30 protein-coding genes are annotated in these 26562 nt (G+C 57.9%); 16 read left to right on the forward strand and 14 right to left on the reverse strand.

Going from position 1 to position 26562, the window contains the following annotated elements; translation table 11 throughout:
* Nucleotides 1-37: 37 nt before the first annotated feature.
* Complete coding sequence (locus TG4357_RS06260) at nt 38-1405, forward strand: cytochrome P450 (protein ID WP_058262004.1); 1368 nt, start codon at nt 38-40, stop codon at nt 1403-1405.
* A gap of 202 nt (nt 1406-1607) precedes the next feature.
* On the opposite strand, the gene TG4357_RS06265 is transcribed toward TG4357_RS06260, so the two are convergent.
* The 4 genes from TG4357_RS06265 to TG4357_RS06275 all read right to left on the reverse strand — a co-directional run bounded on the left by TG4357_RS06265 (nt 1608) and on the right by TG4357_RS06275 (nt 6154).
* Nucleotides 1608-2327: a sulfotransferase family protein gene (locus TG4357_RS06265; RefSeq protein WP_074647245.1), complete on the reverse strand. Its 720-nt coding sequence runs from the start codon at nt 2325-2327 to the stop codon at nt 1608-1610.
* A 151-nt stretch (nt 2328-2478) separates the two neighbouring features.
* Complete coding sequence (locus TG4357_RS06270) at nt 2479-3447, reverse strand: glycosyltransferase family 2 protein (RefSeq protein ID WP_058262006.1); 969 nt, start codon at nt 3445-3447, stop codon at nt 2479-2481.
* A gap of 54 nt (nt 3448-3501) precedes the next feature.
* Nucleotides 3502-3651, reverse strand: coding sequence for a hypothetical protein (locus TG4357_RS19455; protein WP_158509056.1), 150 nt, complete (start codon nt 3649-3651; stop codon nt 3502-3504).
* Nucleotides 3652-3811: 160 nt separating this feature from the next.
* A complete protein-coding gene (locus TG4357_RS06275; RefSeq protein ID WP_058262007.1) occupies nt 3812-6154 on the reverse strand; it encodes a DNA topoisomerase IV subunit A in 2343 nt (780 codons plus the stop codon).
* A gap of 191 nt (nt 6155-6345) precedes the next feature.
* On the opposite strand from TG4357_RS06275, the gene TG4357_RS06280 reads away from it, so the two are divergent.
* The 4 genes from TG4357_RS06280 (at nt 6346) to TG4357_RS06295 (ending at nt 8658) form a co-directional block, all read left to right on the forward strand.
* Nucleotides 6346-6888 (forward strand): SH3 domain-containing protein, encoded by a 543-nt coding sequence (locus TG4357_RS06280; protein ID WP_058262008.1) that lies wholly within the window; start codon nt 6346-6348, stop codon nt 6886-6888.
* Nucleotides 6889-6962: 74 nt separating this feature from the next.
* Nucleotides 6963-7793 (forward strand): SDR family NAD(P)-dependent oxidoreductase, encoded by an 831-nt coding sequence (locus TG4357_RS06285; RefSeq protein ID WP_058262009.1) that lies wholly within the window; start codon nt 6963-6965, stop codon nt 7791-7793.
* Nucleotides 7794-7877: 84 nt separating this feature from the next.
* Nucleotides 7878-8081 (forward strand): twin transmembrane helix small protein, encoded by a 204-nt coding sequence (locus tag TG4357_RS06290; protein WP_058262010.1) that lies wholly within the window; start codon nt 7878-7880, stop codon nt 8079-8081.
* A gap of 4 nt (nt 8082-8085) precedes the next feature.
* Nucleotides 8086-8658, forward strand: a complete 573-nt coding sequence (locus tag TG4357_RS06295; RefSeq protein ID WP_058262011.1) for a cob(I)yrinic acid a,c-diamide adenosyltransferase — start codon at nt 8086-8088, stop codon at nt 8656-8658.
* A 6-nt stretch (nt 8659-8664) separates the two neighbouring features.
* Here TG4357_RS06295 and TG4357_RS06300 read toward each other — a convergent pair whose 3' ends face one another.
* Nucleotides 8665-9174 (reverse strand): GyrI-like domain-containing protein, encoded by a 510-nt coding sequence (locus TG4357_RS06300; RefSeq protein ID WP_058262012.1) that lies wholly within the window; start codon nt 9172-9174, stop codon nt 8665-8667.
* A 221-nt stretch (nt 9175-9395) separates the two neighbouring features.
* Between TG4357_RS06300 and TG4357_RS06305 the strand changes: the two genes are divergently transcribed.
* Both TG4357_RS06305 and TG4357_RS06310 read left to right on the forward strand, forming a co-directional pair.
* Entirely contained in the window at nt 9396-10154 is a 759-nt protein-coding gene (locus TG4357_RS06305; protein ID WP_058262013.1) for an electron transfer flavoprotein subunit beta/FixA family protein, read from the forward strand.
* Nucleotides 10154-11080, forward strand: a complete 927-nt coding sequence (locus tag TG4357_RS06310) for an electron transfer flavoprotein subunit alpha/FixB family protein (RefSeq protein ID WP_058262014.1) — start codon at nt 10154-10156, stop codon at nt 11078-11080. The genes TG4357_RS06305 and TG4357_RS06310 overlap by 1 nt, the downstream gene beginning before the upstream one ends.
* 82 nt (nt 11081-11162) lie before the next feature.
* Here TG4357_RS06310 and TG4357_RS06315 read toward each other — a convergent pair whose 3' ends face one another.
* From TG4357_RS06315 to TG4357_RS06325, 3 genes are all read right to left on the reverse strand, one after another.
* Entirely contained in the window at nt 11163-11768 is a 606-nt protein-coding gene (locus TG4357_RS06315; protein ID WP_058262015.1) for a DNA-3-methyladenine glycosylase I, read from the reverse strand.
* Nucleotides 11769-11998: 230 nt separating this feature from the next.
* A complete protein-coding gene (gene groL, locus TG4357_RS06320; protein WP_058262016.1) occupies nt 11999-13639 on the reverse strand; it encodes a chaperonin GroEL in 1641 nt (546 codons plus the stop codon).
* 38 nt (nt 13640-13677) lie between these two features.
* Nucleotides 13678-13965, reverse strand: coding sequence for a co-chaperone GroES (locus TG4357_RS06325; protein ID WP_058262017.1), 288 nt, complete (start codon nt 13963-13965; stop codon nt 13678-13680).
* Nucleotides 13966-14265: 300 nt separating this feature from the next.
* Here TG4357_RS06325 and TG4357_RS06330 point away from each other — a divergent pair, with 300 nt between their 5' ends.
* Nucleotides 14266-14655: a hypothetical protein gene (locus tag TG4357_RS06330; RefSeq protein ID WP_058262018.1), complete on the forward strand. Its 390-nt coding sequence runs from the start codon at nt 14266-14268 to the stop codon at nt 14653-14655.
* Here the strand turns inward: TG4357_RS06330 and TG4357_RS06335 are convergent.
* Nucleotides 14652-15326 carry a DUF2161 domain-containing phosphodiesterase gene (locus TG4357_RS06335; protein ID WP_058262019.1) on the reverse strand — a complete coding sequence of 225 codons (675 nt, stop codon included), beginning with the start codon at nt 15324-15326 and terminating at the stop codon, nt 14652-14654. The two genes, TG4357_RS06330 and TG4357_RS06335, sit on opposite strands and share 4 nt — an antisense overlap.
* Before the next feature lie 118 nt (nt 15327-15444).
* Between TG4357_RS06335 and TG4357_RS06340 the strand changes: the two genes are divergently transcribed.
* The 7 genes from TG4357_RS06340 to TG4357_RS06370 all read left to right on the forward strand — a co-directional run bounded on the left by TG4357_RS06340 (nt 15445) and on the right by TG4357_RS06370 (nt 21642).
* Complete coding sequence (locus TG4357_RS06340) at nt 15445-16455, forward strand: TraB/GumN family protein (protein ID WP_058262020.1); 1011 nt, start codon at nt 15445-15447, stop codon at nt 16453-16455.
* A gap of 66 nt (nt 16456-16521) precedes the next feature.
* Nucleotides 16522-17442: a manganese-dependent inorganic pyrophosphatase gene (locus tag TG4357_RS06345; protein WP_058262021.1), complete on the forward strand. Its 921-nt coding sequence runs from the start codon at nt 16522-16524 to the stop codon at nt 17440-17442.
* Nucleotides 17443-17705: 263 nt separating this feature from the next.
* A complete protein-coding gene (locus tag TG4357_RS06350) occupies nt 17706-18581 on the forward strand; it encodes a TIGR01459 family HAD-type hydrolase (RefSeq protein WP_058262022.1) in 876 nt (291 codons plus the stop codon).
* Nucleotides 18582-18682: 101 nt separating this feature from the next.
* Nucleotides 18683-19126: a MaoC family dehydratase gene (locus TG4357_RS06355; protein WP_058262023.1), complete on the forward strand. Its 444-nt coding sequence runs from the start codon at nt 18683-18685 to the stop codon at nt 19124-19126.
* Nucleotides 19127-19205: 79 nt separating this feature from the next.
* On the forward strand, nt 19206-20144 hold the full coding sequence (locus TG4357_RS06360; RefSeq protein ID WP_058262024.1) for a bifunctional riboflavin kinase/FAD synthetase: 939 nt from the start codon (nt 19206-19208) through the stop codon (nt 20142-20144).
* Complete coding sequence (locus TG4357_RS06365) at nt 20141-20599, forward strand: YcgN family cysteine cluster protein (RefSeq protein ID WP_058262025.1); 459 nt, start codon at nt 20141-20143, stop codon at nt 20597-20599. The genes TG4357_RS06360 and TG4357_RS06365 overlap by 4 nt, the downstream gene beginning before the upstream one ends.
* Nucleotides 20599-21642, forward strand: coding sequence for a threonine aldolase family protein (locus tag TG4357_RS06370; RefSeq protein WP_058262026.1), 1044 nt, complete (start codon nt 20599-20601; stop codon nt 21640-21642). The genes TG4357_RS06365 and TG4357_RS06370 overlap by 1 nt, the downstream gene beginning before the upstream one ends.
* 2 nt (nt 21643-21644) lie before the next feature.
* On the opposite strand, the gene TG4357_RS06375 is transcribed toward TG4357_RS06370, so the two are convergent.
* Together TG4357_RS06375 and TG4357_RS06380 are read right to left on the reverse strand one after the other, a co-directional pair.
* Nucleotides 21645-22457 carry an alpha/beta fold hydrolase gene (locus TG4357_RS06375; RefSeq protein WP_058262027.1) on the reverse strand — a complete coding sequence of 271 codons (813 nt, stop codon included), beginning with the start codon at nt 22455-22457 and terminating at the stop codon, nt 21645-21647.
* Nucleotides 22458-22460: 3 nt separating this feature from the next.
* Nucleotides 22461-23060: a 2-hydroxychromene-2-carboxylate isomerase gene (locus TG4357_RS06380; protein WP_058262028.1), complete on the reverse strand. Its 600-nt coding sequence runs from the start codon at nt 23058-23060 to the stop codon at nt 22461-22463.
* Nucleotides 23061-23164: 104 nt separating this feature from the next.
* Between TG4357_RS06380 and TG4357_RS06385 the strand changes: the two genes are divergently transcribed.
* Complete coding sequence (locus TG4357_RS06385) at nt 23165-24181, forward strand: ribose-phosphate pyrophosphokinase (protein WP_058262029.1); 1017 nt, start codon at nt 23165-23167, stop codon at nt 24179-24181.
* A gap of 45 nt (nt 24182-24226) precedes the next feature.
* On the opposite strand, the gene TG4357_RS06390 is transcribed toward TG4357_RS06385, so the two are convergent.
* The 3 genes from TG4357_RS06390 to atpD form a co-directional block, all read right to left on the reverse strand.
* Nucleotides 24227-24577: an H-type lectin domain-containing protein gene (locus TG4357_RS06390; protein WP_058262030.1), complete on the reverse strand. Its 351-nt coding sequence runs from the start codon at nt 24575-24577 to the stop codon at nt 24227-24229.
* Nucleotides 24578-24673: 96 nt separating this feature from the next.
* Nucleotides 24674-25111 carry a F0F1 ATP synthase subunit epsilon gene (locus TG4357_RS06395; RefSeq protein ID WP_058262031.1) on the reverse strand — a complete coding sequence of 146 codons (438 nt, stop codon included), beginning with the start codon at nt 25109-25111 and terminating at the stop codon, nt 24674-24676.
* Nucleotides 25112-25122: 11 nt separating this feature from the next.
* The gene (atpD, locus tag TG4357_RS06400) at nt 25123-26547 is read right to left on the reverse strand and encodes a F0F1 ATP synthase subunit beta (RefSeq protein WP_058262032.1); all 1425 of its coding nucleotides are present in this window, start codon (nt 26545-26547) and stop codon (nt 25123-25125) included.
* Between the last annotated feature and the right edge of the window lie 15 nt (nt 26548-26562).

Raw genomic sequence — 26562 nt, forward strand, 5'->3', positions numbered from 1 at the left:
TGTTGCCCGCTATATGATCCCTGCAGGAGGTTCCGCCATGTATCCGACCTTGCCGACCCCGGTGCCGATCCCGGTTCATGTGCCGCTGGTGCGTCAGCCCATGGGCATATTGCAAAGCCTCAACGCGGCGCGGCAGAACGTGCTGTCGATCATCCCGCAAATCGCCACCACCCAACCGATGGTCAGCGGCAAGACCGGCAAACGCTGGCATATGGTGATGGACCCCGACGCGATCCGGCGCATTCTGCTCGACCGGCTGGAGGATTATCCCAAATCGCTGGTGACCAAGAACCTGCTGCGCCCGGCGATCGGCGAATCCCTGTTCGTGGCCGAAGGCGCCCATTGGCGCTGGCAACGGCGCGCCGCAGCGCCGGTGTTTTCCCATCGCAACGTGACCAACCTTGGCCCGGTGATGACCGCCAGCGCAGAACGCGCCGCCGAACGGGTGGCGCAAAGCGGCAACCGCGCGATCGACATGGCCGATGAAATGGTCCGCGCCACTTTCGACGTGATCGGTGACGTCACCTTTTCCGACAGTGGCGGCTTTGACCGCGCGGCGGTGCATCGCGCCATCGACGCCTATATCGACGCCGCCGGGCGGGTGTCCCTGTTCGACATCTTTGGCCTGCCCGACTGGATCCCGCGCCCGGCGCGATTGATGTCGGGCGGGATCCTGAAGGAAATGAAATCCATCGCCGACGCGTCAATCGAGGCCCGCCGCCGCGACGGCCATGCCGGCACCCCCGATCTGCTTGATCTGCTGTTGCAAGGCGAAGACCCCGAAACCCACCGCAAGATGAATACCAGCGAATTGCGCGACAATCTGCTGACCTTCATCGTGGCCGGGCATGAAACCACCGCCCTGACCCTGGGCTGGGCGCTGTATCTGGTGGCGTTCGATCCACAGGTGCAGGACCGCGCCCGCGCCGAGGCCCGCACGGTGCTGGGCAGCCGCGCCGCGCGCGCCGAAGACGTGGCGCAGTTGCCCTTCATAAGGATGATCATCGACGAAGCCTTGCGGCTGTATCCGCCCGCCGGGTTGATTTCGCGCACCGCGCTGAAACCCGACCGGCTGGGCGGGCGCGATATCCGCCCCGGCGACACCGTGATCCTACCGATCTATGCGCTGCATCGCAGCCGCCTCTACTGGGACGACCCCGATGCGTTCCGCCCCGACCGGTTCGCCGACCGCAAGGCGATCGCGCGCTATACCTACCTGCCCTTCGGCGATGGCCCGCGGGTCTGCATCGGCGCCAGTTTCGCATTGCACGAAGCGGTGATCATTCTGGCCACCCTGCTGGCCCGGTTCCGATTTACCCCGGTGCCGGGGCGCGATCCGAAACCGGTGATGATCATCACGCTGCGGCCGCAAGGCGGGGTCTGGTTGCAGGCGGAACCGGTCTGAGGGGGCGCTGCCCCCGCCGCGCTTCGCGCGGCCCCCCGGGATATTTGCGAACAGAAGAAGGCAAAATGCTCGATCGCTGTCTCGACCCGATGAAATCCTCGTGGGGTTCTACAGGCCACCGATCGCCACAGGACTGCCACAGGTCCACAGACCGGCATCAGGACGGGGGGGCGCATGCATCTTCGTGATTTCAGGCAGCAGACTACAATATATCCGGGGCCCAGCCATAGCCGAACGCCTCGAAATCGCCTGCGTAGATCTGTTGAACGAGATCGATTTCCGCGCGGCTATAATGCTGACGGACCTTATCCGCAGCCGAGGTCCGGTGCGGCGCAACCAGTTGACCCGCGTATTGCGCGAAACCCAGCCGTTCGGCGACAAGCTGGACATGCGTGTCCAGAAACTCGAACCTGCCGATGAAAGAATATTTCATGGCATGGGGATTGAGCAGGAAATTCTGCGGGGCCCAATGAGGATTGCACTCTGCTTCCGTTTGGTCGCGCACGGCCAGAAGGAAGTCGCGGAATGTGACGTGGCTATCAGGCGAAAAACCCAATTGAGGCAGAAAGCGGGGGCGGGCGATTTCATTTTGAACGAACTTGTCGAGATAGCAAGAAAGCGCGCGGGAATATGGATTGCGTACGAAGCAGAAACGGAATGTGCCGGGATCGTCGAACAGTTTGTTGAATGCTGCTGGATCGGTATACATTGGTTTGAGCGGCGACAATTCTCGATCATGAACATCGTCCGAAAGACGAGACAGATCACCGTCGACCTCGGCAATCTGTAGCATCCGCTTGATGGACGAACAGGCGACCTTGGGCGTTTCCACATACACGTATGAATACCGTGACGAGAAGTTCACCAGATAATTAGCAGGACCATCTGCCACTTTCAGAAGAGATCTGAGAGGATTTTCCATTAAGTTCTTCACTTTCTTGAAGCACTGCGCCTGCATCTGCGACTGGCCGAGCGCAGGTTAAGTCAAGGTTTCTGGATTAGGCGGCACCGTTTTCGAACCTGAAGCCATGAGACGGATCAGCACCGATATGTCCTGCAATTCATCCCCCGGTTCAACTCGATCCTGTTAGGGCTTCGACATCTTCCCAAGACCTCGCGGTCAGCAGCAGCGACCGCAAACTATCGGTATCAAGCTCCCGAAGCGTGGAATTGTATTCCAGATAGGCGATCTTAAGAAGCAGCAAATAACGCAAATACTGCGTCTGGTCCGCCTCGGACATGTCCGAAGCGAGGACCGCTTCGGTATGAAAATGCAGCGTCTTGCCGATTTTCTCGATAAATTCGTACTGATAGCGGCCAAACAGGCCCTCATCGCTCAAGAAAGCCCAAAGCACGTCGTAAACCCGAAAATAGTCGATGATGTGCTTTGCGCCGAAGGTATTGGTGATCGAGGTCTCGCGTATCATGTAGTTATACAGCGGGTCTGGAATGCTCCTGATGCGCTGAGCGAAGTGCAACACGCGTGGTGTCGTCGCCAGGTCCTCGAAGTAAAGATGATTTGGGAAGGTGATATTGTTGTCCGTGAACAGACGGGTCCGCCAAAGCTTGTTCCAGAAAGCCGAAGGCAACAAATCCAGAATGTTGACTTGGCCGTGCTCATTGTAAAATGTTTGCTCCGGTTTCTCGGTTTTTTTCATGAGCGAACCGTCTTCATTCACCAACGCAAAGCCGCAGGACACGATATCTACCGTTTGCCCGTCGGTTGCATCCCACAAGCGTTCAAGCATGGAGGGATCGATATAATCGTCGCTGTCGACACTGGCCAGATAGGGCGCGCGGGCCTCCGAAATCCCGGTGTTTCTCGCCCCTCCCAGACCCAGATTGCGGTCATGGCGGATCAGCCGGATGCGCTTATCCTCGGCGGCAAGCCGTTCAATGATCGCGGCGCTGTTGTCCGGGGAACAATCGTCGATGCACAGGATTTCGATGTCTTCAAAAGTCTGTTCCATCACCGAACGGACACATTTTTCAATGTAGCGTTCCGTTCCGTAAACCGGGATGATCACCGAAATCTTGGGCATTGGTTTCCTATTCAACTAAACGCGGCCGGGCTGTGCGCCGGGGACAGCCGCGATCTACATGGCATCCAATTCATCCGGCACATCAATACCGGCCCGCGTCAGGAATGCAACGAGATCGGCCAAATTATCCTCGGGTCTTAACGGCGCAGCTTTCCCCCGGCCAAGCGGCGGCAATGGGCCGGAAAACACCACGATATCGAGCATGGGTCACTCAGGGGGGGATACCCTTCTCGATGGCCGCTCTGCGGGTGGCGGGGAAACAGGGGCTTCACAGTGCAATATCGCCGCCGGATCAACATCCGGACCACAGGCCGGACCCCAGGCAAACAGGCGCGCACCGAAGGCGCGCCCGTTTCAACAGGGCTTACTTGAACTTGTAACTGCGCGGGAACCCATAGGGCGCTTTCTTGCCCGCGCCCGCACGTTTGCCCAACCAATCGCTCAGATCCGGTTCATGGCGGGTCTTGCCACCGCCCATTTCCCAACTCAGACCGGTCTCCCAGTCGAACGTGGTGATATCCGACAATCCGCCATCCAGTTCCAGCGTGCCCTGACGCCCGCGCGCCATATTGTATTTCTGCAACCGCACGCCCTTGCCACGGGTCATTTCCGGCAATTCTGCCACCGGGAAGACCAGCAATTTACCGTTCTTGCTGACGATCGCCACATGGTCGCCAATGATCGGCCGCACGATTTCGGCCTTCACGTCATCCTTGACGTTCAGCACCTGCTTGCCGGTCCGGGTCTGGGCCAGAACCTCGTCTTCGGTAACCATGAACCCGTTGCCTTCCGTGGACGCGACCAGCAATTTCTGCCCCGGCTTGTGGATGAACAGATCGATGATTTCCGATTCGTTGGGCAGATCGACCATCAACCGCAACGGTTCGCCCATGCCGCGCCCACCGGGCAGGTTCGATGCCTGCATGGTGTAGAAACGGCCATTCGATGCAAACACCAGAAGCCTGTCGGTGGTTTCCGCGTGGAAGATGAACCGCGGCCCGTCGCCATCCTTGAATTTCAACTCGCGGGTCAGATCGATATGGCCGGTCATCGCCCGGATCCATCCCATCTGCGAACACACCACGGTGATCGGTTCGCGGTCGATCATCGCTTCCAGCGGCACCTCTTCGACCACGCCGGCTTCGGCGAATTGTGACCGCCGCGCCCCGCCGGGATACCCCCGGCCGAACTGCTTACGGGTCTCTTTCAATTCTTCGCTGATGCGGCCCCATTGCAAATCTTCGCTATCCAGCAGGCCCAGCAGACCTTCGCGTTCTTCCAGCAATGCGTCGCGTTCGCGGTTCAGTTCGATTTCTTCCAACCGCCGCAACGACCGCAACCGCATGTTCAGGATCGCTTCGGCCTGCACATCGGTCAATTCGCCTTCACCCGTCGCGGGCAGCGGCGAAATATAATCCGCCTCGGACATCGACCGGGTACGTTTCAGCCCCCAGTTTTCCGCCATCAACGCCTCTTTCGGGGCGTCGTCATAACGGATGATGTCGATCACCCGGTCGAGGTTGAGAAAGGCAATGATCAGCCCTTCCAACACTTCCAGACGGTGATCGATCTTGTCCAGCCGATGCTTGGACCGGCGTTGCAACACCTCGCGCCGGTGATCTAGGAAGGCGCGCAGCACGTCCTTCAGCGAACAGACCTTCGGCGTGACCCCGTCGATCAGCACGTTCATGTTCAGCGAAAACCGGATTTCCAGATCCGAACTGCGGAACATCATGTTCATCAGAACATGCGGATCGACGTTTTTCGACCGCGGTTCCAGAATCAGCCGGATATCATCGGCGCTTTCGTCGCGCACATCGGCCAGAATCGGAATCTTCTTGGTCTGGATCAGCTCGGCGATCTTTTCGATCAGCTTGGATTTCTGCACCTGATAGGGGATTTCGGTGACCACCACCTGCCAGGTGCCGCGACCCAGATCCTCGACCTCCCATTTGCAGCGCAGCCGGAACGCCCCGCGCCCGGTTCGGTACGCTTGCGCGATGCTGTCGCGCGGCTCCACGATCACGCCGCCAGTGGGGAAATCGGGCCCCGGCACGTAATTCAGCAAGGTTTCGTCGCGCGCATCTGGCACCTTGATCAGATGCAGGCAGGCACCGATCAGTTCCTCAATATTATGCGGCGGGATATTGGTCGCCATGCCGACCGCGATCCCCGACGATCCATTCGCCAACAGGTTCGGGAACGCTGCCGGCAACACCACCGGTTCGCTCAGCGTGCCGTCATAGTTTTCGCGAAAATCAACGGCGTCTTCGTTCAACCCGTCCAGCAACGCCTCGGCGGCGGCGGTCATCCGCGCTTCGGTGTACCGGCTGGCCGCCGGGTTATCGCCGTCGATATTGCCGAAATTGCCCTGCCCGTCGACCAACGGATAGCGGACGTTGAAATCCTGCGCCAACCGCGCCATCGCGTCGTAAATCGCGGCATCACCATGCGGGTGGTAATTGCCCATCACGTCGCCGGAAATCTTCGCCGATTTGCGGAATCCCCCGTTGGAGGCAAGCCGCAATTCGCGCATCGCATACAGAATGCGCCGATGCACCGGCTTCAGCCCGTCACGCGCATCGGGCAACGCCCGGTGCATGATCGTGCTCAGCGCATAGGTCAGATAGCGTTCACCAATGGCCCGGCGCAGCGGCTCGGACACTTCTTTGGGGTTCATGTTGGGGTCGTCGATCAGATCGCTCATATATGCTGTGTACCTTCGACCTAAGGGCGCGACAAGACCGCGTCGGCGCGATTTTCAACCTGCCACGGCGCGGGACGCGGTCGGGGTATCCGGCGGGGAATGGAATACCCGCATTCCCCCTGCCTGCCCCGCGCGTGTAATATAGGAAGGTATTGAAAAGAATTTTTTATAACCATTACAGGGGCCATAGGATGCAGCATTTTATCGTTCTGACCTTCGTTCTACTTGCTTTGGCATTCTATCAGGCCAGCGGCGGCGCCGACTTCAACCCGAAGGCGGACCGCCTTGTCCGGCTCGCCCAGGCCGAAGCCTCCTCGGCCCGCGCCGCCAGCGAAAGGCGAATCGTCCGCCCCGCCCCGCCTGCCGCCCCGATACCGGACCCGGTGATCGCCCCTGCCCCCGAACCGGCCAGCTTCACCGCCCCGGCCGTGCCGCTGATCCGGGCGGCTCCGGTGGCTGAAAACCCGACCGTGATCGCTGCCGCGCCGCTTCTTCCGGTGCAAGTGATCCAGGCCGAACCGGTCCCCGATTTCCGCGCGGTCAGACCCGCCCGGGTCAACCTGCGCATGGGGCCGGGCAAACAGTACAATGTCCTCCTCAAACTGACCCGCGGCACCGAAGTCCGCGTGCTGCAAGACCCCGGCGAAGGCTGGGTCAAGCTGCGGGTGACCGATACCGGCCGGATTGGCTGGATGGCCGGATCGCTGCTGACCGCCAAAGCCGCCGACGGCTGACCGGTTTATCCGGCTCCGCGATTGCGGTGCAGCGATTTTTTGCGTAATCGGACATAACCCAGTCGGAGGCGCGCGTGCAGAAAACAATCCTGATCACCGGATGTTCCTCGGGCATCGGATACGCCGCCGCGCATGGGCTAAAAGCCCAGGGCTGGCGGGTCTTCGCCTCCTGCCGCCAACAAGCCGATTGCGACCGTCTGGCCACCGAAGGGCTGGAAACCGTGCAGCTGGATTACGCCGACGAAGCCAGCATCGAAACCGCGCTGGCGCAGGTTTTGCAAGCCACCGGCGGCACATTGGACGCGCTTTACAACAACGGCGCCTTCGCCTGCCCGGGTGCCGCCGAAGACCTGCCGCGCGGTGCCTTGCGCGAAATATTCGAAGTCAACCTCTTTGGCATCCACGACCTGACCCGCCGGGTGATCCCGGTGATGCGGGCACAGGGCCATGGCCATATCATCAACTGTTCCTCGATCCTCGGGCTGGTGGTGGCCCCGTGGCGCGCCGCCTACAGTTCGACAAAATTCGCGCTCGAAGCGCTGACCGATACGCTCAGGATCGAAATGCGCGACACCAATATCAAGGTGGTGCTGCTGGAACCGGGGCCGGTCACGTCGCATATCCGCAAAAACGCGATCCCGCATTTCGAAAAATGGATCGACTGGGAAAACAGCCCGCGCGCCGATCAATACCGCGACAGCCTGATCAAGCGGCTTTATGACAGCCGCGCTAAAAAAGACCTGTTCGAATTGCCGCCCGAAGCCGTGACCGCCAAACTGACCCGCATCCTCAACAGCAACAACCCGCGGCCGCGCTACTATGTGACCACCGCCACCCATATCATGGGGGCGCTGCGCCGGGTGCTGCCGTCCCGCGCCCTCGATTGGCTGCTGGCCCGGGGCTGACACTGCCGCGACCAAATAGAGTCTTCGCTTTTTCCCGCCGGACCATTACATCTTGGCACAGCCAAACCCAAAGGAGCCGCCCGAATGAGAGACGATCCACTGTTCTACGTCGTCGCCGCCGCCTGCCTTGGTGTGCTCGTGATCCTGATGATCGGCATCGGCGGTTTCGCCAAGGGCGGCGATTTCAACCGCAAACACGCCAACAAGGTCATGCGCCTGCGGATCGCCGCGCAATTCGTCGCAGTGATGTTGATCCTGCTGTTCGTCTGGCTGCGGCGCGGAGGATAAAACCATGGTCGTTCTGAACAAGATTTACACCCGGACCGGCGACAAGGGCGATACCGCGCTCGGCAATGGCGTGCGGGTGCCGAAACATTCCCCCCGGGTCGCCGCCTATGGCACCGTGGATGAACTGAACGCCACGCTGGGGATGGCGCGGCTGCATGCCAGCGGCGAAACCGATGATGCGCTCAGTCGGATTCAAAACGACCTGTTCGATCTCGGTGCCGATCTGTGCCGCCCGGAAATGGACAAGGACGCCGATGCCGACTACCCGCCGCTGCGGATCGTCGACACCCAGGTCGACCGGCTCGAATCCGAAATCGACGTGATGAACAAAAACCTTGAACCGCTGCGCAGCTTCATCCTGCCGGGCGGATCACCGCTGTCGGCGCATCTGCACCTGTGCCGCACCGTCGCGCGCCGCGCCGAACGGCTGTCGGTGGACTTGGCCGGCACAGAAGACGTCAACGCGGCTGCGGTCAAATATCTCAACCGGCTGTCGGACTGGTTCTTCGTCGCGGCCCGTCTGGCCAACGATCACGGTCGCGCCGATGTGCTTTGGGTGCCCGGCGCCAATCGCTGATCCGGGTCATCGGCGGGGTTTACCTGGCCCCGCCAGCGGCAGCCAGATCTCGAACCTCGGGATTTCCCGGCTGCCGAACGGATAGGATGGATAGCATTCAAGCACCGGCCGGCTGTCCAGCCGAAAACCGCTTTGTGGCAACCAGTCAAGCATCACCGAATCAAACGCTTCGGTCACCTCGATATAGGACCCGGTAAACCGGAACAGCCCATAGCGCCCCCGTTGCAACAGCGTCGAACTGAGCGACGGAGCACTGGTATTGCTATCCTCTGACGCAACCCCGGCAAGATAAGTATACGGCTCGTGATAGGAAAACGGCTGATCAGGGCAAAGCGGCTTGTAAACGCCAAAGGTCGTCGCCCGGATCCCGTTCTTCACCAACCCGGTTTCGGAATGCAGCAGCCACCAAAGTTTCGGAATCGCATCACGCGTTTCCAAACTAAACTCCCCCCCGAAACCGACAATAGTCTGTTCCGGCAGGTCGACGATTTCGGGCGCTGTAATTAAAAAGACCATTTTTGCTCCGTCGCCCCGACTATGCTGTTTTCGTTCAATTTTCCCAGCCCCTTTTGAAAAAAATTCCCTTCATGGCGTTAGATGCTCTAAAAACGCGACGTCGGTTGTCGCTAACGTGTCGATTTTTCCCTGTTTCACAGGCGCGCAAGAATATAACAAAGGGCCGATAGCATTCGGGGGAATCGTTACTCACCCCCCACACCCAGAGGGAGACCACGCCAATGAAGGTACTCGTGCCTGTCAAACGTGTGATCGACTATAACGTGAAAGTCCGTGTCAAAGCGGATGGCAGCGGTGTCGATCTTGCCAATGTCAAAATGTCGATGAACCCGTTCGACGAAATTGCCGTCGAAGAAGCGATCCGCCTGAAAGAGGCCGGCAAGGCGGAAGAAGTCATCGTCGTTTCGATCGGTGTCAAACAGGCGCAGGAAACCCTGCGCACGGCGCTGGCGATGGGGGCGGATCGCGCGATTCTGGTCGTCGCCGCCGATGACGTGCATCAAGACATCGAACCGCTGGCGGTTGCCAAGATCCTCAAAGGGGTGATCGACGCAGAAGCCCCCGGTCTGGTCATCGCCGGCAAACAGGCGATCGACAATGACATGAACGCCACCGGCCAGATGCTGTCGGCGCTCATGGGCTGGTCGCAGGCAACCTTCGCGTCCGAGCTGGACATCGATGGCGACGCCGCCGTGGTCACCCGCGAAGTCGATGGCGGGTTGCAGACCATCAAGGTCAAGCTGCCCGCGATCGTCACCGCCGACCTGCGCCTCAATGAGCCGCGCTATGCGTCGCTGCCCAACATCATGAAAGCCAAGAAAAAGCCGCTGGAAGAAAAAGCCGCCGCCGATTACGGCGTCGATGTTTCCCCGCGTCTGGAAATCGTCAAGACCACCGAACCGGCGGCACGTCAGGCCGGCGAAATGGTCGGATCGGTTGATGATCTTGTCGCGAAACTGAAAGAAAAGGGGCTGGTGTAATGGCTGTTTTGCTGCTTGCTGAAGTCACCGACGGCGCGCTGGCGCTGGATGCAACCGCCAAGGCCGTGACGGCGGCTGCGGCGCTGGGCGATGTGACCGCGCTTTGCGTCGGGTCCTCGGCCGCCGAGGCCGGGGCCGAGGCCGCCAAGATCGACGGCGTTGCCCGCGTTCTGGTCGCCGAAGACGCGTCTTTGGGCCACCGTCTGGCCGAACCCACCGCGGCGCTGATCGTGTCGCTGGCCGGGGATTACAGCCACATCGTGGCCCCCGCGACCACCGACGCCAAGAACATCATGCCGCGCGTCGCGGCGCTGTTGGACGTGATGGTGCTGTCGGATGTGTCCGGCGTTGTCGATGGCGACACGTTTGAACGCCCGGTCTATGCCGGCAACGCGATCCAGACGGTGAAATCGAAGGACGCGCAGAAGGTCATCACCTTCCGCACCTCGACCTTCGACGCGGCCGGGACCGGCGGTTCTGCCGCGGTTGAAACCCTGTCGGTCGGGGCCTCCGAAGGTCTGTCCGAATGGGTCGAAGACAAGGTCGCGGCCTCTGATCGCCCGGAACTGACCTCGGCCAAGATCGTGGTCTCGGGCGGTCGCGGTGTCGGGTCGGAAGACGATTTCAAGATCATCGAAGCGCTGGCCGACAAGCTCGGCGCCGCTGTCGGGGCGTCGCGCGCCGCGGTCGATTCGGGTTTTGCCCCGAACGATTGGCAGGTCGGGCAGACCGGCAAGGTGGTGGCCCCGGATCTTTATATCGCGGTCGGCATTTCCGGCGCGATCCAGCATCTTGCCGGGATGAAGGATTCCAAGGTGATCGTGGCGATCAACAAGGACGAAGAAGCGCCGATCTTTCAGGTTGCCGATTTCGGCCTCGTGGCCGACCTGTTCCAGGCGGTGCCGGAACTGACCGGGAAGCTCTGAGGCGATCTGTAGCGTTTGGCGCTGCAAATCGCACATATCGCATCAAAAAAATGCATGAAGGCCCGCCCCCGGCGGGCCTTTTTCATGGCTTGTCAAAATCGGCACGGGCCCGGTTGGCCTTGTCGCGCATCGCGCAGCCAAGCGCATGGTCATTGATCAATCCCATCGCCTGCATGAAGGCGTAAACCGTTGTCGGACCTACAAATTTCCAGCCCCGTTTTTTCAATTCCTTTGACAAGGCGACAGACGCGGGCGAGGTCGATTGCGTTTGCGGTTCGGGCAGGTCTGCCGGGTCAGGTTCATATCCCCAAACGAACGCCGCGATCGACCCCTCCCCCGCCACCATCTCCTTCGCTCGCCGCGCATTGTTGATCACCGCTTCGATCTTACCCCGGTGCCGCACAATCCCCGCATCCGCCAACAACCGCGCCACATCGCGCTCATCGAATTCCGCTACCTTGTTGAAATTAAACCCGGAAAATGCATTTCGAAAATTTTCTCGCTTGGCCAGAATCGTGCGCCAACTCAGCCCAGACTGGAAGCTTTCCAGACATAATTTTTCAAACAAACGGATATCGTCGGCCACCGGATAGCCCCATTCGTTGTCGTGGTAGGGCAGGAATTCCGCCACATCCCCGCACCATTTGCAGCGCGGCTTGCCATCCGCTCCTTGAATCAGTTCGGTCATGTCACGTCCCCCTTGAGTGTAGCCTAAACAGCAGCAGCGCCGCGCTCAACTCGCAAGCCGAGCAGTTGTGCAGATTGTCGACCCTATGTTGAAAAATATACGTATTTTCAAACAGATAGGTTTTATTTGCAACGGGCGCCGCACGCTCTGAACGACCATCCCGTCCCCGCCGAATCGAAAAGGGGCCGCCCAAAGGCGACCCCTAAATCTTCCAACGTGGAAGGCGTGACTTACATCATGCCGCCCATGCCGCCCATGTCGGGCATGCCAGCAGGGGCGCCGCCATCTTTGGCAGGCTTGTCGGCTACCATCGCTTCGGTGGTGATCAGCAGACCCGCAATCGAAGCCGCATCTTCCAGAGCAGTCCGTGCCACTTTGGCCGGATCGATCACACCGAAAGCGAACATATCGCCATATTCTTCGGTCTGAGCGTTGAACCCGAAGCTGGTGTCGTCCGATTCGCGGACCTTACCGGCCACAACCGCACCATCGACACCGGCATTTTCGGCGATCTGACGCAGCGGCGCTTCGAGAGCCTTACGCACGATCGAGATACCGGCGTTTTGATCGGTATTGGCACCAACCAAACCTTCGAGGGATTTACCAGCCTGAACTAGGGCAACACCGCCACCCACGATCACACCTTCCTGAACGGCTGCGCGGGTTGCGTTCAGAGCATCGTCAACACGATCTTTACGCTCTTTCACTTCAACCTCGGTCATGCCACCAACCTTGATAACGGCAACACCACCGGCCAGCTTGGCCACACGTTCCTGCAGTTTTTCACGGTCGTAATCCGAAGTGGTTTCTTCGATCTGAGTACGGATCTGCGAAACACGGGCTTGGATTTCGGCTTTTTCACCTGCACCGTCGACGATAGTGGTTTCGTCCTTGGTGATCGTGATCTTCTTGGCAGTGCCCAGCATGTCCATGGTCACCGACTCGAGCTTCATGCCCAGATCTTCGCTGATGACTTGACCACCGGTCAGGATCGCGATGTCCTGCAGCATGGCTTTGCGGCGGTCGCCGAAGCCCGGTGCTTTGACGGCTGCGATTTTCAGGCCGCCGCGCAGTTTGTTGACAACCAGAGTCGCCAGCGCTTCGCCTTCAACATCTTCTGCAATGATCAGCAGCGGTTTTTGCGACTGGATCACAGATTCCAGCAGCGGCACCATCGGCTGCAACGACGAAAGTTTCTTTTCGTGCAGCAGAATCATGCAGTCTTCCAGATCCGCGATCATCTTGTCAGGGTTAGTGACAAAATAGGGCGACAGGTACCCACGGTCGAACTGCATACCTTCGACGACAACGGTTTCCGTTTCCAGACCCTTGTTTTCTTCGACGGTGATGACGCCTTCGTTGCCAACCTTCTGCATCGCGTCCGCAATTTGACGACCGATTTCGGTTTCGCCGTTGGCCGAGATGGTGCCAACCTGAGCAACTTCAGACGAATCTTTGACTTCGCGCGCCATTGCGCGGATCGCTTCAACGACTTTGGCAGTGGCCAGATCGATGCCGCGCTTCAGATCCATCGGGTTCAGACCGGCAGCAACCTGCTTGAGGCCTTCTTTGACAATGGCTTGGGCCAGAACGGTGGCGGTGGTGGTACCGTCGCCAGCTTCGTCATTGGTGCGGCTGGCGACTTCTTTCACCATCTGCGCGCCCATGTTTTCGAACTTGTCTTCCAGTTCGATTTCTTTGGCGACCGACACACCATCCTTGGTGATACGGGGGGCGCCGAAGCTTTTGTCCAGAACCACGTTGCGGCCTTTGGGCCCCAGGGTTACTTTGACAGCATCGGCGAGAATGTTGACGCCTTTCAGCATTTTATTGCGGGCATCGGTGTCGAATTTGACGTCCTTAGCAGACATATTGTTTGCTCCTGTTTCTTAAAACTGTGACGCGACGATCAGGCAATAATGCCCATGATGTCGGATTCTTTCATGATCAGCAGCTCTTCACCTTCCAGGGTGATTTCGGTGCCGGACCATTTACCGAACAGGATTTTGTCGCCCTCTTTGACGTCCATGGCGATCCGTTCGCCATCGTCGTCCTTGGCACCAGCGCCAACGGCTACAACCAGGCCTTCTGCCGGTTTTTCCTTGGCGCTTTCGGGGATGATAAGCCCACCTGAGGTTTTCTCGTCGCCTTCAACGCGGCGAACCAGCACGCGGTCATGAAGCGGAGTAAATGCCATTTCTGAGTCTCCTTGGCTCAGGGTTTGTCCCGGGCTCCCTTCTCAATGAAGCAGAGCCGTTAGCACTCACCCTTGTCGAGTGCTAACGGCGCATAGTTAGGAAGAAGAAGAAGCTGAGTCAACTGCTGGCGCCATTAAAAAACCACCACGCCAAACTCAACAAGCAACAAGTTGGCGATCGCCGCAGGGCCGCGCATTACGGAGCACCACTGGCCAGACGTTTAACTCTTTGTTAACCTTTATTAACAAACGCGCCATCGCCAAGGTCGTGATTTACCGGGTTCAAAGGAATGTCATTTGATGGGTGAGCTGGGTTATGCCGCCATATTCTGCTTATTGATCGCCAACGGACAAACCGAGGCAGAGCACGGTTTCTCGGCAGGGTACGACCTGCATAAAATCCGCATCGATTGCGAAACCGAGGACAGTGTCATTGAAGTGGGGCTGGACAAGCGAAGCTCGCTCGACAGCATCCAGCAAGCCCTGTTCGCGGCTTATCTGACCGGGAAAAAACCCGTTGTGATGATTGTGGACACGGACGGCAGGACAGGCGCCTACGAAACCCGGATCGAAGCGGCCGCAAAAATGGCAGGTGTAGAGTTTCTGTCATACCATGCGCAATTCCTTGTCCGCTGGCAAATGACAAGTTGGCTTCGAAGCTACTTACACTCCAAAGGACCGGACAGTTAACGGATCTGGCGTCGCGTGTTCACGATACCTGCCTCACTCAATTGATATATGCCTTTGTCCACCCTTTCGAACCAACCATAGTGATTATCCGCCATGACCCGCGTGGCCCGTTTCACACCGGTCGCCTGCGCCACCATCGCGCCTTTCGACGCGCCGTGTTCGGCCAGGTGGGCGGCACAACGCAGCGCTTCTTGCCGATAGGACGTCACCAATCCGCTGCGCACCGCCCCGCCCTTGTTCGGGTCGCCCTCTCGCCGCTCGAATTCAGCCATCAGGGTGGTCTGCCGTTTCTTCACCTTGCGCGGCTGAAACGGTGCAGGGTCGTGATGGATCTGGACTTCGCCGGTGTCGAAGCCGACCGTGATCACCCCCAGACCCAGCCGCTTGCACAGCCCCAGATTGCCCTTGAACGCCCGATAGCCGTTCCGCCCCTTCCAACGTGGCACCGCGACATAGACCTGATCGGTGATTTTCTGTCGCGCCACAGCCTGCTGTAACAAGGTCAGCGAAAACCCGGTCTTCAACTCGATGATAACCGGCGCTTCACCGTCCCGAACAGCCACCACATCCGCCGCACCGATTTCTGCTTTAACCTCGTAACCGAGGGTTTCAAAAAAGGCTTTGACTGGGCGGTAAAGATCAGTTTCGCGGGGATTGGTCTGAGCTTTCAAGAACCGGTCTCCGATACATCAAAGGTCTGCGTTGTTTATTGGGAAAATCCCTAATCGAGATTAGCCTTGTGACAGTATATCTGTTTGCTAACCTCCCGGAAATTCAAGGAGTGCTCAAGTGTTTCGGTATTTATTGGTGTTGTCTCTTATTCTGTTTGCCCAGCCACTACTGGCCGCGTGCAAAGGAAAATCCGGGTTTTGGTCGCTGCCGGACGAACAACAACGCCAACTGCAGGATAGGGCAAGCCGCGCGCCTTTTTCCGAAGGAATTTTGTGGCAGGTCGAAAAGGACGGCATCACATCCTATCTTGTCGGTACGATGCATCTGTTTGATCCGCGTCATGAAACGATATTACGACGGCTGGAACCTCTGCTGAACCAGACCGTCCAGATCTTTTTGGAAACGACTTCCGATCAAGAAACAGCTTTCCAAAAACGATTGAGCACCGATCCGAAGCTTATTCTGTTGACCGAAGGACCAAGCCTGATCGACCTGTTGGGGCAGGAAAGTTGGGACAAACTGTTGCCAGCCATCAAAGCGCGCGGCCTGCCTGGTTTTATCGCTGCGAAATACCAACCTTGGTTTCTCGGTTTGACCCTGTCGATCCCGGCCTGCGCGATACAGGACTTGAAACTAAAGAAGACGGGGCTTGATCGACTTGTCGAAACGGCGGCCCAGACCCGTGGCACTCTCATCCGTTCGCTCGACGACATGGATGCGTTAATCCGGCTGTTTGCCGAAGATCCGATTGCCAAGCAGGTTGAGGGCCTGAAATGGAGCCTGCAATTCGATTTGACGGCTGCGATGTCGGGCGGCAGCGACCTGACCGATCACTATTTTCGCGAAGAAATTCAATTGGGCTGGGATTTCTTGGTTGATAAAACCGTACGCCAGTATGGCGAACGCCCCGAAGACCGGGAAAAGATCACCACTTTGCTAAATGAAATGATGGAAAAGCTGGTCGAAGGTCGCAACCGGACATGGTTTGAAATCCTGTCTGTGGAGCTTGCCCGAACCCCCACCTTCGTCGCCGTCGGCGCATTGCATCTGCCTGGAGAAAACGGTGTGCTGGCGCTGTTACAACGCGATGGGTTTGAAATCACACGCCTGCCCTTGTCGGACGGGTGACAATCGTTGAAACCCCTTCTATAACGCGCCCAAATTCGACCATTTCCGTGCATGAAGGATTCCATTATGACCATCCAGGTTTTCGGCCACAAATCCCCTGACACAGACTCGACCGGTTCGCCCATCATCTGGGCCTGGTATCTGAACGAAGTCAAAGGCGTTGCCGCTGCCCCGAAATTGCTGGGCGAACCCAACACCGAAGCCGATTTCGTGCTGAAGCGTTGGAAACTGGACAAGCCCGAAATCATCAAAGGCGTTGAAGCAGGTGCGCCAGTGGTCATCGTCGACACCAACAACCCCGCAGAATTGCCCGACTCGATTAACGACGCCGACGTGCTGGCGATCATCGACCACCACAAGCTGGTCGGTGGGCTGGAAACCAAGGGCCCGATTGATATCACCATTCGCCCGCTGGCCTGCACCGCCACCATCATGATCGACCTGATGGGCGATGATGCCGCCAAGATGCCCGACGCAATCAAAGGCGCGGCGCTGAGCTGCATCCTATCGGACACGCTGGAATTCCGGTCACCCACAACCACCGATCACGACCGGGAAGTGGTTGAAAAACTGGCCACCGATCTGGGCATCGATATCACCGCCTATGCCGCTGAAATGTTCGAAGCCAAATCAGACGTGTCTGCGTTTTCAGATGCCGAACTGCTGCGGATGGATTCGAAAGAATACAATGTGGACGGCAAGGAATTCCGCGTTTCGGTTCTGGAAACCACGGCACCCAAAATCGTACTGGACCGCAAAGACAGCCTGATGGCTTCGATGGTCGAGGTCGCCAAGGAAGACGGCGCCGATCAGGTGCTGCTGTTCGTCATCGACATTCTGAACGAAGAAGCCACGCTTCTGGTGCCCAACGATCTGGTCAAATCCGTGGCCGAGAAAAGCTTTGGCGCGACCGTGACCGGCGACACCGTGGTTCTGCCCGGCGTCATGAGCCGGAAAAAACAGATCATCCCGAACCTCAAGGTTTGATCCGCAAGCCGGATTCGTTGCTGGCTTGAACAATACCGGCCGTCGCGGTACGCGGCGGCCGGTATTGTTTTCAAAGGTGTTGCAATCCGGCCAACAGGGCCACCACCAAATCACATACTGCGGCACCGACTGAGTGAATAAAATCTCGCACACACGGTCACAACAGCATATGTCCCGGCGCTTTCCATTTGTTGCTGCAACCGGTTTGAGACGTGATATGCAGGCATCGTCCGATCATTCCTTTGACCGCTGAAAGCTCCCGCATGACCCAAATCATTTCTGCCCTGTCCGACATTTCCGACCGTTACGAGGCGCTGTTCGTCGATCTGTGGGGCTGTGTTCATAATGGCGTCACCGCCTATCCCGAAGCGGTCGCCGCGTTACAATCATACCGCCAAAAGGGTGGCATCGTCGTGCTGGTCACCAATTCGCCGAAACCCCGCGCCGGTGTAGCCGAACAGCTGAATATCTTCGGCGTCCCCGAAGATGCCTATGACAGTATCGCCAGCAGCGGAGACAGCGCCCGGTCGGCGATGTTTCAGGGCGCGGTCGGACAAAAGGTCTATTTCATGGGCGAATGGCAACGGGATGAAGGGTTTTTCGAACCCCTGCAAATCCTTGAAAACCCGATCGACATCGCTCGGGTGCCGCTGACAGAAGCCGAAGGTATCGTCTGTTGCGGCCCTAACGATCCGATGGCCGACCCGGACGTCAACCGCGCCGATTTCCTCTATGCCAAAACCAAGGGGTTGAAGCTGCTTTGCGCCAATCCCGATATCATAGTCGACCGCGGTGACATCCGCGAATGGTGCGCCGGGGCGTTGGCGCGACTGTATAGCGATATGGGGGGTGAAAGCCTTTATTTCGGAAAACCGCATCCACCGATTTATGACCTTGCGCGCCGCCGGTTGGCCGCGCTGAACCCGAATATTCCTGACAGTGCCATTCTGGCCATCGGCGATGGACCCCATACCGACATTCAAGGGGCTATGGGTGAAGATATCGATTCCCTGTTCATTTCCGGCGGGCTGGCGCGCGAAGATACGAAAACGTCGCATCAACCCGACAAAGAAGCGCTAGAAACCTATCTGCAAAGGGAAAACACCAATCCCACCTATACGATCGGCCAACTCCGCTAGATTAAAAAGCACTTGATTTTCTGCGCCTGCAAAGTAATAAAGTTGCAGAAATTCCGCTTGAGGCGGAGAAATATTGCTCACCCGAATAAACGGAGGGTCGAATGTTGGACAATCTGCCACGCGGTACGATCTGTATCGAAGACATCGAAATGGGGATGACGCGTCACCTGCGCAAAGTTGTCACCGATGAAGATATCGAGATGTTCGCCAAGGTATCGACCGACCACAATCCGGTACATCTGGATGACGATTACGCTCGGGATACGATCTTCAGTGGCCGCATCGCTCATGGCATGCTGACCGCAGGGCTGATTTCTGCCGTTATCGGCGAACAGTTGCCCGGCCATGGCACCATCTATATGGGCCAGACGTTGAAATTTCTTGCCCCGGTGCGTCCGGGCGATACCGTCACTGCCGAAGTCGAGGTCGTCGATATCGACCATTCCAAGCGTCGGGTGAAACTGGATTGCCGTTGTCTGGTAGACGGCAAGAAGGTGCTGATGGGTGAAGCCACCGTTTTGGCCCCGTCGCGCAAATTCGACTGACCATCAGCATCAGCAGATGCCGGCATTGCCCGATGTAAGAAGGCTTGCACCTGCCTGTCTGCGGGGCTAACCCTTCGCCATGCGTATCATCCGGGATTACACCTATGTCACCGATGCCGATCGCGGCGCAGCCGCTGCGATCGGGAATTTTGACGGCGTCCATCTGGGCCATCAATCGGTGATCGACATTACCCGCCACGAAGCCGACCAGATCGGCGCGCCGCTGGGCATTATGACGTTCGAACCGCATCCGCGCCAATTCTTCGCCCCCAAAGCCCCAGCCTTCCGATTGATGAGCCGGGAAGCGCGCGCGCACCGGCTGGAAAAGCTGGGCATCGAACGGCTGTATGAACTGAATTTCAACGCGGCATTGTCATCGCTGCCCCCCGAAGATTTCGCCTCTGCCGTGATCTGTAACGGTCTGGGCCTGAAACATGTGGTGGTTGGCGCAGATTTCTGTTTCGGCAAAGGCCGCGCCGGCAGCGTAGAAGACCTGAAACGCTTTGGTTCCCAAATGGGATTTGGCGTCACCATCGCGGAACTGCTGAAAGGAAACGGTATCGAAGTGTCGTCGACCGCGATCCGCAACGCGCTGAGCGAAGGCCGCCCACGCGACGCTGCCGCCATGCTGGGCCATTGGCACCGGATCGAAGGCCACGTGATCGGCGGTGATCAGCGCGGCCGGGAATTGGGATTTCCAACCGCGAACATGTCGATCGATGGTTTGCACCCGCCAAAGTTCGGTGTCTATGCGGTACTGGTCGATGTACTGGCCGGACCACACAAAGGCAGCTATCGCGGCGCGGCCTCGATGGGTGTGCGACCGATGTTCGGAGAAAACAAACCGAACTTGGAAACCTATCTATTCGATTTCAAAGGCGACCTCTATGGCACGCCGCTGTCAATCGGTCTGGTCGACTATCTGCGACCTGAGGAAAAATTCGACAGTCTCGACGCGCTGATCAATCAGATGAACGCGGATTGCGACCGCGCACGCACAATTCTGGGTGCATTATGAGCGCCCCCAAGTTGCGCAAACGGTTCTGGGAAACCGTGCCGCTGGAAAAGATGTCCCACGAAGAATGGGAAGCCTTGTGCGATGGCTGCGGCAAATGCTGTCTGAACAAACTGGAAGACGAAGAAACCGGTGATGTCGCGCTGACCAATGTCGCCTGCCGGTTGCTGGATGACAGCACATGTCGATGCGCCCAATACCCGATCCGCCATCAATTCGTGCCCGAGTGCATTGTTCTGAAACCGCAGAACATGGAACACAACCTGTATTGGATGCCGGAAACCTGTGCCTATAAACTGCTGTGGAACGGTGAGAAACTGCACAAATGGCACCCGCTGATCAGCGGCGACCCCGACAGCGTGCATCTGGCCGGAATTTCCATGCGGGGCCGTACAGTGCCAGAATTCGAAGTGTCCGAAGAAGATTGGGAAGACTATATCATAGAGGAGCCGAGCTAATGTTTTTTGCTTCTGACAATGGTGGACCGGCCCATCCGCAGATCTTGCAAGCAGTGATGCAGGCCAATGACGGTTATCGGTCCGGATACGGAGCGGATGCCGAAATGGATCGAGTACGCGATCAGATCCGCGATCTGTTCGAAGCACCCGATGCGGCAGTTTATCTGGTCCCCACCGGCACCGTGGCCAATGTGCTGACGCTGGCAACCCTGTGCCAGCCGTGGCAGTCGATTTTCTGCTCGCCCGTCGCCCATATCGAAGAAGACGAATGCAATGCACCCGAATTCTACACCGGCGGAGCCAAGCTGGCTCTAGTCGGAGAGGGCGACAAGATGACACCCGAAGCATTGCGCAGTGCGATCTTGGCAAAGGGCGGCAGCGTACACAATGCGCAGCGCGGACCGGTGTCGATCACGCAAGTGACCGAACTGGGCCGGATCTATTCCGTAGACGAAATCGAAGCGTTGTGCAGCGTTGCCAAGGAATTCGATCTGCCGGTACATCTAGATGGCGCGCGTTTTGCCAACGCTCTGGTGCAGCTGAATTGCTCTCCGGCCGAAATGACCTGGAAAGCGGGCGTTGACGCGGTCAGCTTCGGTGGCACGAAAAACGGCTGCATGGGTGTCGAAGCGGTGATCTTCTTTGATCCGAAACATGCCTGGGAATTCGAACTGCGGCGCAAACGGGCTGGGCATCTGTTTTCCAAACACCGCTATCTGTCGGCGCAGATGCTGGGCTATCTTCAGGACGGTCTGTGGTTGCAAACCGCACGGCAGGCAAATGAAAACTGTGCCCGGCTGACCACCGGAATGCGGGCACTGACTGGGGTGGATTTTATTGCCGAACCGCAGGCCAACATGATTTTCGCCAAGATGCCGCGGGCGCTGCACCAGCGCCTGTTCGATGCCGGGGCTTATTATTACATCTTGTCAGGTACGTTGGAAGGCAACGACCCTGAAGAGCCATTGCTGGGCCGGTTTGTCTGTGACTGGTCGATCGGGGCCGATGGTGTCGATCAGTTCCTCGCTGCCGCCCAAGACTGATTTCAGTCGGGCAAGGTTTTCAAAAAGGTGCGGATAAGCGTTGCAACCTGTTTAGGATGGGTAAGCGGGGCCATGTGGCCCGCACCTGGGACAACCGCGAGCTGACTGCCCCGGATTCGTCGTTTCAAACCGGCAGCGACCAACCTGATGTATTCAGGCGTGTTCGCGCCTTCGATCAGCAAGGTTGGGACATCAAGCGCCTCGATGGCACCGCTTGCCAGCAATCCTACCGAATCCTCGACCACCTCGGGCGTTGTTTGTTCAACCACTTTGATCTTTTCTGCCATGTCGGCGCGTTGCGACTCGGGCAGGCTGGCCCAAGGTCGACCACCCCCCCATAGATCGGAAAAGGATTTGGCAGCCGTCATCAAATCACCAGCTTTGAGCGCGAGGTCGTAATCCTTCAATTCTGCGTCATGTCGTTGACGGCTGGAAGGATCGTCGGTGAAAGCCACCGCCAGAAACACCGGTTCTATCAGCACCAGAGACCGGACCAGATCGGGCCGTTCCGTTGCCAGACGCAGCGCAACCGTTGTTCCGAAAGAATGGCCGATCAGATCCGTCGGACCGTCGAGAAGATCCACCGCCATATCCACCGTGGTCCTTTGCAGCGGACCACGGTAGTCCCATTTGCCGCTTTTGCCATGACCGGGGATATCGAACGCGGTCATATGCAACAGGTCTTCCAACTGCGCCGCCATCCCCTTCCACGCCCCGGAATGGCCCAAGGTACAATGAAGCAGCAAAGCTTCGCGCGGGCCCGATCCGAATTCAGTCCAATAGGTCGGAAAACCGCCCTTCACTCCTTCAGGCATGGCTCAAAGATCACCCGCCAGATGCGCGTCCAGATCGTCGAGACGGTCCTGACCCCAGAATTTCTGACCGCTATCGACGATGAAAAAGGGCGACCCGAACACGCCGTCGGCCACTGCCTGTTCCAGATTGGACGCATAGGTTTCCGCCCCGGCCAACAAACCTCGGTCCGCCAATGCGGGATCAAAACCTGCGCGTTGCAGGCAGTCCTTGATCACTGCATCCTCTGCGATGTTCTTTTCTTCGGCCCAGCAGGCAGCGTGAAGCGCATCAACCAACGCGGCTAGATCGCCACCCCCAGCATTTTGGGCAGCAATGATCGCATAAGACGACGGTGCGGCATTTGTCGGCCAATGGGCCGGTTTCATGTTCAGCTTTATTCCCAGCTTACGCGCTTGGCGCGGCAACTCCTGCGCCCGATAATCAACCCTAGAAGGGTGCCGTTCAGGCACCGGAACGCCTCCGGTACGGGTGAAGCCTGAAATGATATCGAAGGGTTTGTAAGTGATGCTGACTGCATGGCGCTTTGCGATCTCGTCCAACCGATCGCCCACAAGATAGGCATAGGGTGAAAGAGTCGAAAAATAGTAATCAATATGCGCCATCCACGTTACTCCCCTACTGCATAGCTTTGCCTGACCGTAGTGAGATGCTAAGCGGTGTCAACAACACGAATCAGTCAACTCGACCAATCTGGGGAACTGTCGGCATGTCCACACTCAACGAACCGAAACTGATTTCTGGGAATGCCAACTTGCCCTTGGCACAGTCTATCGCCCGGCGCATGTCGATCCACCGGGGACGGAAGATAAACCTGTGCGACGCCCGGATCGAACGCTTCAACGATCAGGAAATCTTCGTCGAAGTCTATGAAAATGTCCGCAATGAAGACATGTTCATCATTCAACCGACCTCCTGCCCGGCCAACGACAACCTGATGGAACTCTTGATCATGGCCGACGCGCTGCGCCGATCATCGGCCGCGCGGATCACTGCGGTGATCCCCTATTTCGGTTATGCCCGTCAGGACCGCCGAACCAAGGCGCGCACCCCGATCACGGCCAAACTGGTTGCTAACATGCTGGTCGAAGCGGGGATCGAACGGGTTCTGACGCTGGATCTTCACGCGACGCAGATTCAGGGCTTTTTCGATATTCCGGTCGACAACCTCTATGCCTCACCGATTTTTGCGCTGGATGTTCAGACCCAGTTTGCCGGATCGCTGGACGACGTGATGGTTGTCTCCCCCGATGTCGGCGGTGTGGCCCGCGCCCGCGAATTGGCCAAACGGATCAATGCGCCGCTGTCGATCGTCGACAAACGCCGCGAAAAGCCCGGCGAAGTTGCCGAAATGACGGTGATCGGCAATGTCGAGGGTAAGAAATGTATCATTGTTGACGACATGTGCGACACGGCCGGCACGCTGTGCAAAGGGGCCGAAATCCTGATGGAACATGGCGCAAGCGAAGTACACGCCTATATTTCCCATGGGGTATTGTCGGGACCCGCAGTCGAACGGATCACTAACTCAGTGATGAAATCGCTGGTGATCACGGATTCGATCCAACCAACGCCGGAAGTGCTGGCGACACCGAATATCCGCATTCTGCCGACAGCACCGATGTTTGCACAGGCAATCCTGAACACCTGGAACGGCACCAGTGTATCGTCTCTGTTTGAAACCAACACATTGGAACCGATCTATGAAGGTCAGTTCAAAGTGTGACTTTCGAAACATTGAAAAGATGAGGGTGCCTGATGGCACCCTTTTTTATGGGATATCCCATTCATCATCGTCGCGCAGTTCGCCGATCGCCATCCACGATACACGGATGCGCGCGATCCGGGTGTTGTCCCAAGTGTTGAAAACGATATCGAAATCTTTTTCCGTGATTTCCTGAGCGTAGACATCGCTGCGGATGTTGGTGGAATAATCCACGTCCCATAGCGATACAGAACAGGTCACCGCCGGGGCAGATTTGAACGGTTCGCTGAAGGTTACCTTCTGTCGACGTTCGCGATTTCCCGCACCGGTCCACATTTCGCCGCCATCTTCGAAATCAGTAAACAGGACGACATCGCCCTGATCGATCCCTGTCAAATTCGATCTTATTTTCTTCATGACAGATAATTGCGCCGTGAACTCTGTCAGGGTCAACCGTCAAATGAAAAAGGCCCCAAACTGGGGCCTTTTCTTGTCTCTACAACGATCCCAAACTCAGAGATTTGCTTGGTTCACATCCAGGCCGATATGGGTGCCCATCGCGACCATATCCGACAACAGCTTGGCAGCATCGTCGACCGGACCCGGTTCGTTTTTGAACACTTCTTTCGCCTTGTTCAGCGCATCGGCAGCGGCCTGAACCATGCTGTCGATGTCTTGCTGCGTGACGTCGGCCCGCGGGATGGCGCGTTCAGCCAGGACCGAGATCGAAGCGGCGCTGATTTCAGCAAACCCGCCGGTCACAACATATTCCGCTTCACCTTCCGGGCCGTTGACCCGCAACACGCCGGGGCGCAGGGTGGTGATGGTCGGAGCATGGCCAGCCATCGCCGTCATGTCGCCATCCGCACCCGGGATCTGGACCTGCTCGACCGCGAACGACGCAACGCGCCGTTCGGGGCTAACCAGATCGAATTGCACTGTCTCAGCCATTCAGGGCCTCCTTAGGCTGCTTCAGCAGCCATTTTCTCGGCTTTTGCGATCACTTCATCGATGCCACCAACCATGTAGAAGGCTGCTTCGGGCAGGTGGTCGTATTCACCGGCCACAACGGCTTTGAACGATGAGATCGTGTCTTCCAGCGGCACCTGGACACCGTCCGAACCGGTGAACACTTTCGCCACGTCGAAAGGCTGCGACAAGAAGCGTTCGATCTTACGAGCACGGGCCACAGCCAGTTTGTCGTCTTCGCTCAGTTCGTCCATGCCGAGGATGGCGATGATGTCCTGCAGCGATTTGTAACGCTGAAGCACCTGCTGAACGTCGGTTGCGACTTTGTAGTGTTCTTCACCAATGATCAGCGGATCCAGCAGGCGCGAAGTCGACCCCAGCGGGTCAACCGCCGGATAAATGCCTTTTTCCGAAATCGAACGATCCAGAACGGTCGTTGCATCGAGGTGAGCAAACGAAGTTGCCGGTGCAGGGTCGGTCAAGTCATCCGCAGGCACATACACGGCCTGAACCGACGTGATCGAACCGTTCTTGGTCGACGAGATGCGTTCCTGCATTGCGCCCATGTCGGTTGCCAGCGTCGGCTGATAACCCACGGCCGAAGGAATACGGCCCAGAAGTGCCGACACCTCGGAACCCGCTTGGGTAAAGCGGAAGATGTTATCCACGAAGAACAGAACGTCCGAACCGGTGTCATCACGGAACTGTTCCGCCAGGGTCAGACCCGACAAAGCGATCCGCATACGCGCACCCGGAGGTTCGTTCATCTGACCGTAGACCAGCGCAATTTTCGAGTCGACCAAGTTATCGGGAACGATAACGCCGGATTCGATCATTTCGTGATACAGGTCGTTACCTTCACGGGTCCGTTCGCCAACACCCGCGAACACGGACACGCCCGAGTGCACTTTTGCGATGTTGTTGATCAGTTCCATGATCAGAACGGTTTTACCAACGCCAGCACCACCGAAGAGGCCGATTTTACCGCCTTTGGTGTAAGGGGCCAGTAGGTCGATCACCTTGATGCCTGTCACCAGAATTTCGGTTTCGGTCGACTGTTCTGCAAATGTCGGCGCTTCGCCGTGGATGGCGCGGCGTTCAGTTGCTTCAACCGGACCTTTTTCGTCAACCGGATCGCCGGTCACGTTCATGATCCGACCCAAAGTTGCGGTCCCGACCGGCACCGAAATCGGGCCTTTGGTATCGATCACGGCCTGACCGCGAACCAGACCTTCGGTCGCGTCCATCGCGATGGTACGAACGGTCCCTTCGCCCAAGTGCTGAGCCACTTCCAGAATCAGGGTCTTGCCATTGTTTTCAGTGGTCAATGCGTTCAGGATCGGCGGCAGCTCGTCCCCAAATTGCACGTCCACAACAGCGCCGATCACCTGAGTGATTTTGCCTTCTGCGTTTGCCATTGTTTCGTCTCCGTT

Origin of the sequence: Thalassovita gelatinovora (assembly GCF_001458355.1) — a bacterium.
GTDB classification, from domain to species: Bacteria; Pseudomonadota; Alphaproteobacteria; order Rhodobacterales; family Rhodobacteraceae; genus Thalassobius; species Thalassobius gelatinovorus.

Excerpts from the sequence above, each read along its gene's own strand:
- TG4357_RS06260 (WP_058262004.1), top strand. The coding sequence starts at position 38 with ATGTATCCGACCTTGCCGACCCCGGTGCCGATCCCGGTTCATGTGCCG.
- TG4357_RS06265 (WP_074647245.1), bottom strand. The coding sequence starts at position 2,327 with ATGGAAAATCCTCTCAGATCTCTTCTGAAAGTGGCAGATGGTCCTGCT.
- TG4357_RS06270 (WP_058262006.1), bottom strand. The coding sequence starts at position 3,447 with ATGCCCAAGATTTCGGTGATCATCCCGGTTTACGGAACGGAACGCTAC.
- TG4357_RS19455 (WP_158509056.1), bottom strand. The coding sequence starts at position 3,651 with ATGCTCGATATCGTGGTGTTTTCCGGCCCATTGCCGCCGCTTGGCCGG.
- TG4357_RS06275 (WP_058262007.1), bottom strand. The coding sequence starts at position 6,154 with ATGAGCGATCTGATCGACGACCCCAACATGAACCCCAAAGAAGTGTCC.
- TG4357_RS06280 (WP_058262008.1), top strand. The coding sequence starts at position 6,346 with ATGCAGCATTTTATCGTTCTGACCTTCGTTCTACTTGCTTTGGCATTC.
- TG4357_RS06290 (WP_058262010.1), top strand. The coding sequence starts at position 7,878 with ATGAGAGACGATCCACTGTTCTACGTCGTCGCCGCCGCCTGCCTTGGT.
- TG4357_RS06295 (WP_058262011.1), top strand. The coding sequence starts at position 8,086 with ATGGTCGTTCTGAACAAGATTTACACCCGGACCGGCGACAAGGGCGAT.
- TG4357_RS06300 (WP_058262012.1), bottom strand. The coding sequence starts at position 9,174 with ATGGTCTTTTTAATTACAGCGCCCGAAATCGTCGACCTGCCGGAACAG.
- TG4357_RS06305 (WP_058262013.1), top strand. The coding sequence starts at position 9,396 with ATGAAGGTACTCGTGCCTGTCAAACGTGTGATCGACTATAACGTGAAA.
- TG4357_RS06310 (WP_058262014.1), top strand. The coding sequence starts at position 10,154 with ATGGCTGTTTTGCTGCTTGCTGAAGTCACCGACGGCGCGCTGGCGCTG.
- TG4357_RS06315 (WP_058262015.1), bottom strand. The coding sequence starts at position 11,768 with ATGACCGAACTGATTCAAGGAGCGGATGGCAAGCCGCGCTGCAAATGG.
- groL (WP_058262016.1), bottom strand. The coding sequence starts at position 13,639 with ATGTCTGCTAAGGACGTCAAATTCGACACCGATGCCCGCAATAAAATG.
- TG4357_RS06325 (WP_058262017.1), bottom strand. The coding sequence starts at position 13,965 with ATGGCATTTACTCCGCTTCATGACCGCGTGCTGGTTCGCCGCGTTGAA.
- TG4357_RS06330 (WP_058262018.1), top strand. The coding sequence starts at position 14,266 with ATGGGTGAGCTGGGTTATGCCGCCATATTCTGCTTATTGATCGCCAAC.
- TG4357_RS06345 (WP_058262021.1), top strand. The coding sequence starts at position 16,522 with ATGACCATCCAGGTTTTCGGCCACAAATCCCCTGACACAGACTCGACC.
- TG4357_RS06350 (WP_058262022.1), top strand. The coding sequence starts at position 17,706 with ATGACCCAAATCATTTCTGCCCTGTCCGACATTTCCGACCGTTACGAG.
- TG4357_RS06355 (WP_058262023.1), top strand. The coding sequence starts at position 18,683 with ATGTTGGACAATCTGCCACGCGGTACGATCTGTATCGAAGACATCGAA.
- TG4357_RS06360 (WP_058262024.1), top strand. The coding sequence starts at position 19,206 with ATGCGTATCATCCGGGATTACACCTATGTCACCGATGCCGATCGCGGC.
- TG4357_RS06365 (WP_058262025.1), top strand. The coding sequence starts at position 20,141 with ATGAGCGCCCCCAAGTTGCGCAAACGGTTCTGGGAAACCGTGCCGCTG.
- TG4357_RS06370 (WP_058262026.1), top strand. The coding sequence starts at position 20,599 with ATGTTTTTTGCTTCTGACAATGGTGGACCGGCCCATCCGCAGATCTTG.
- TG4357_RS06375 (WP_058262027.1), bottom strand. The coding sequence starts at position 22,457 with ATGCCTGAAGGAGTGAAGGGCGGTTTTCCGACCTATTGGACTGAATTC.
- TG4357_RS06380 (WP_058262028.1), bottom strand. The coding sequence starts at position 23,060 with ATGGCGCATATTGATTACTATTTTTCGACTCTTTCACCCTATGCCTAT.
- TG4357_RS06385 (WP_058262029.1), top strand. The coding sequence starts at position 23,165 with ATGTCCACACTCAACGAACCGAAACTGATTTCTGGGAATGCCAACTTG.
- TG4357_RS06390 (WP_058262030.1), bottom strand. The coding sequence starts at position 24,577 with ATGAAGAAAATAAGATCGAATTTGACAGGGATCGATCAGGGCGATGTC.
- TG4357_RS06395 (WP_058262031.1), bottom strand. The coding sequence starts at position 25,111 with ATGGCTGAGACAGTGCAATTCGATCTGGTTAGCCCCGAACGGCGCGTT.
- atpD (WP_058262032.1), bottom strand. The coding sequence starts at position 26,547 with ATGGCAAACGCAGAAGGCAAAATCACTCAGGTGATCGGCGCTGTTGTG.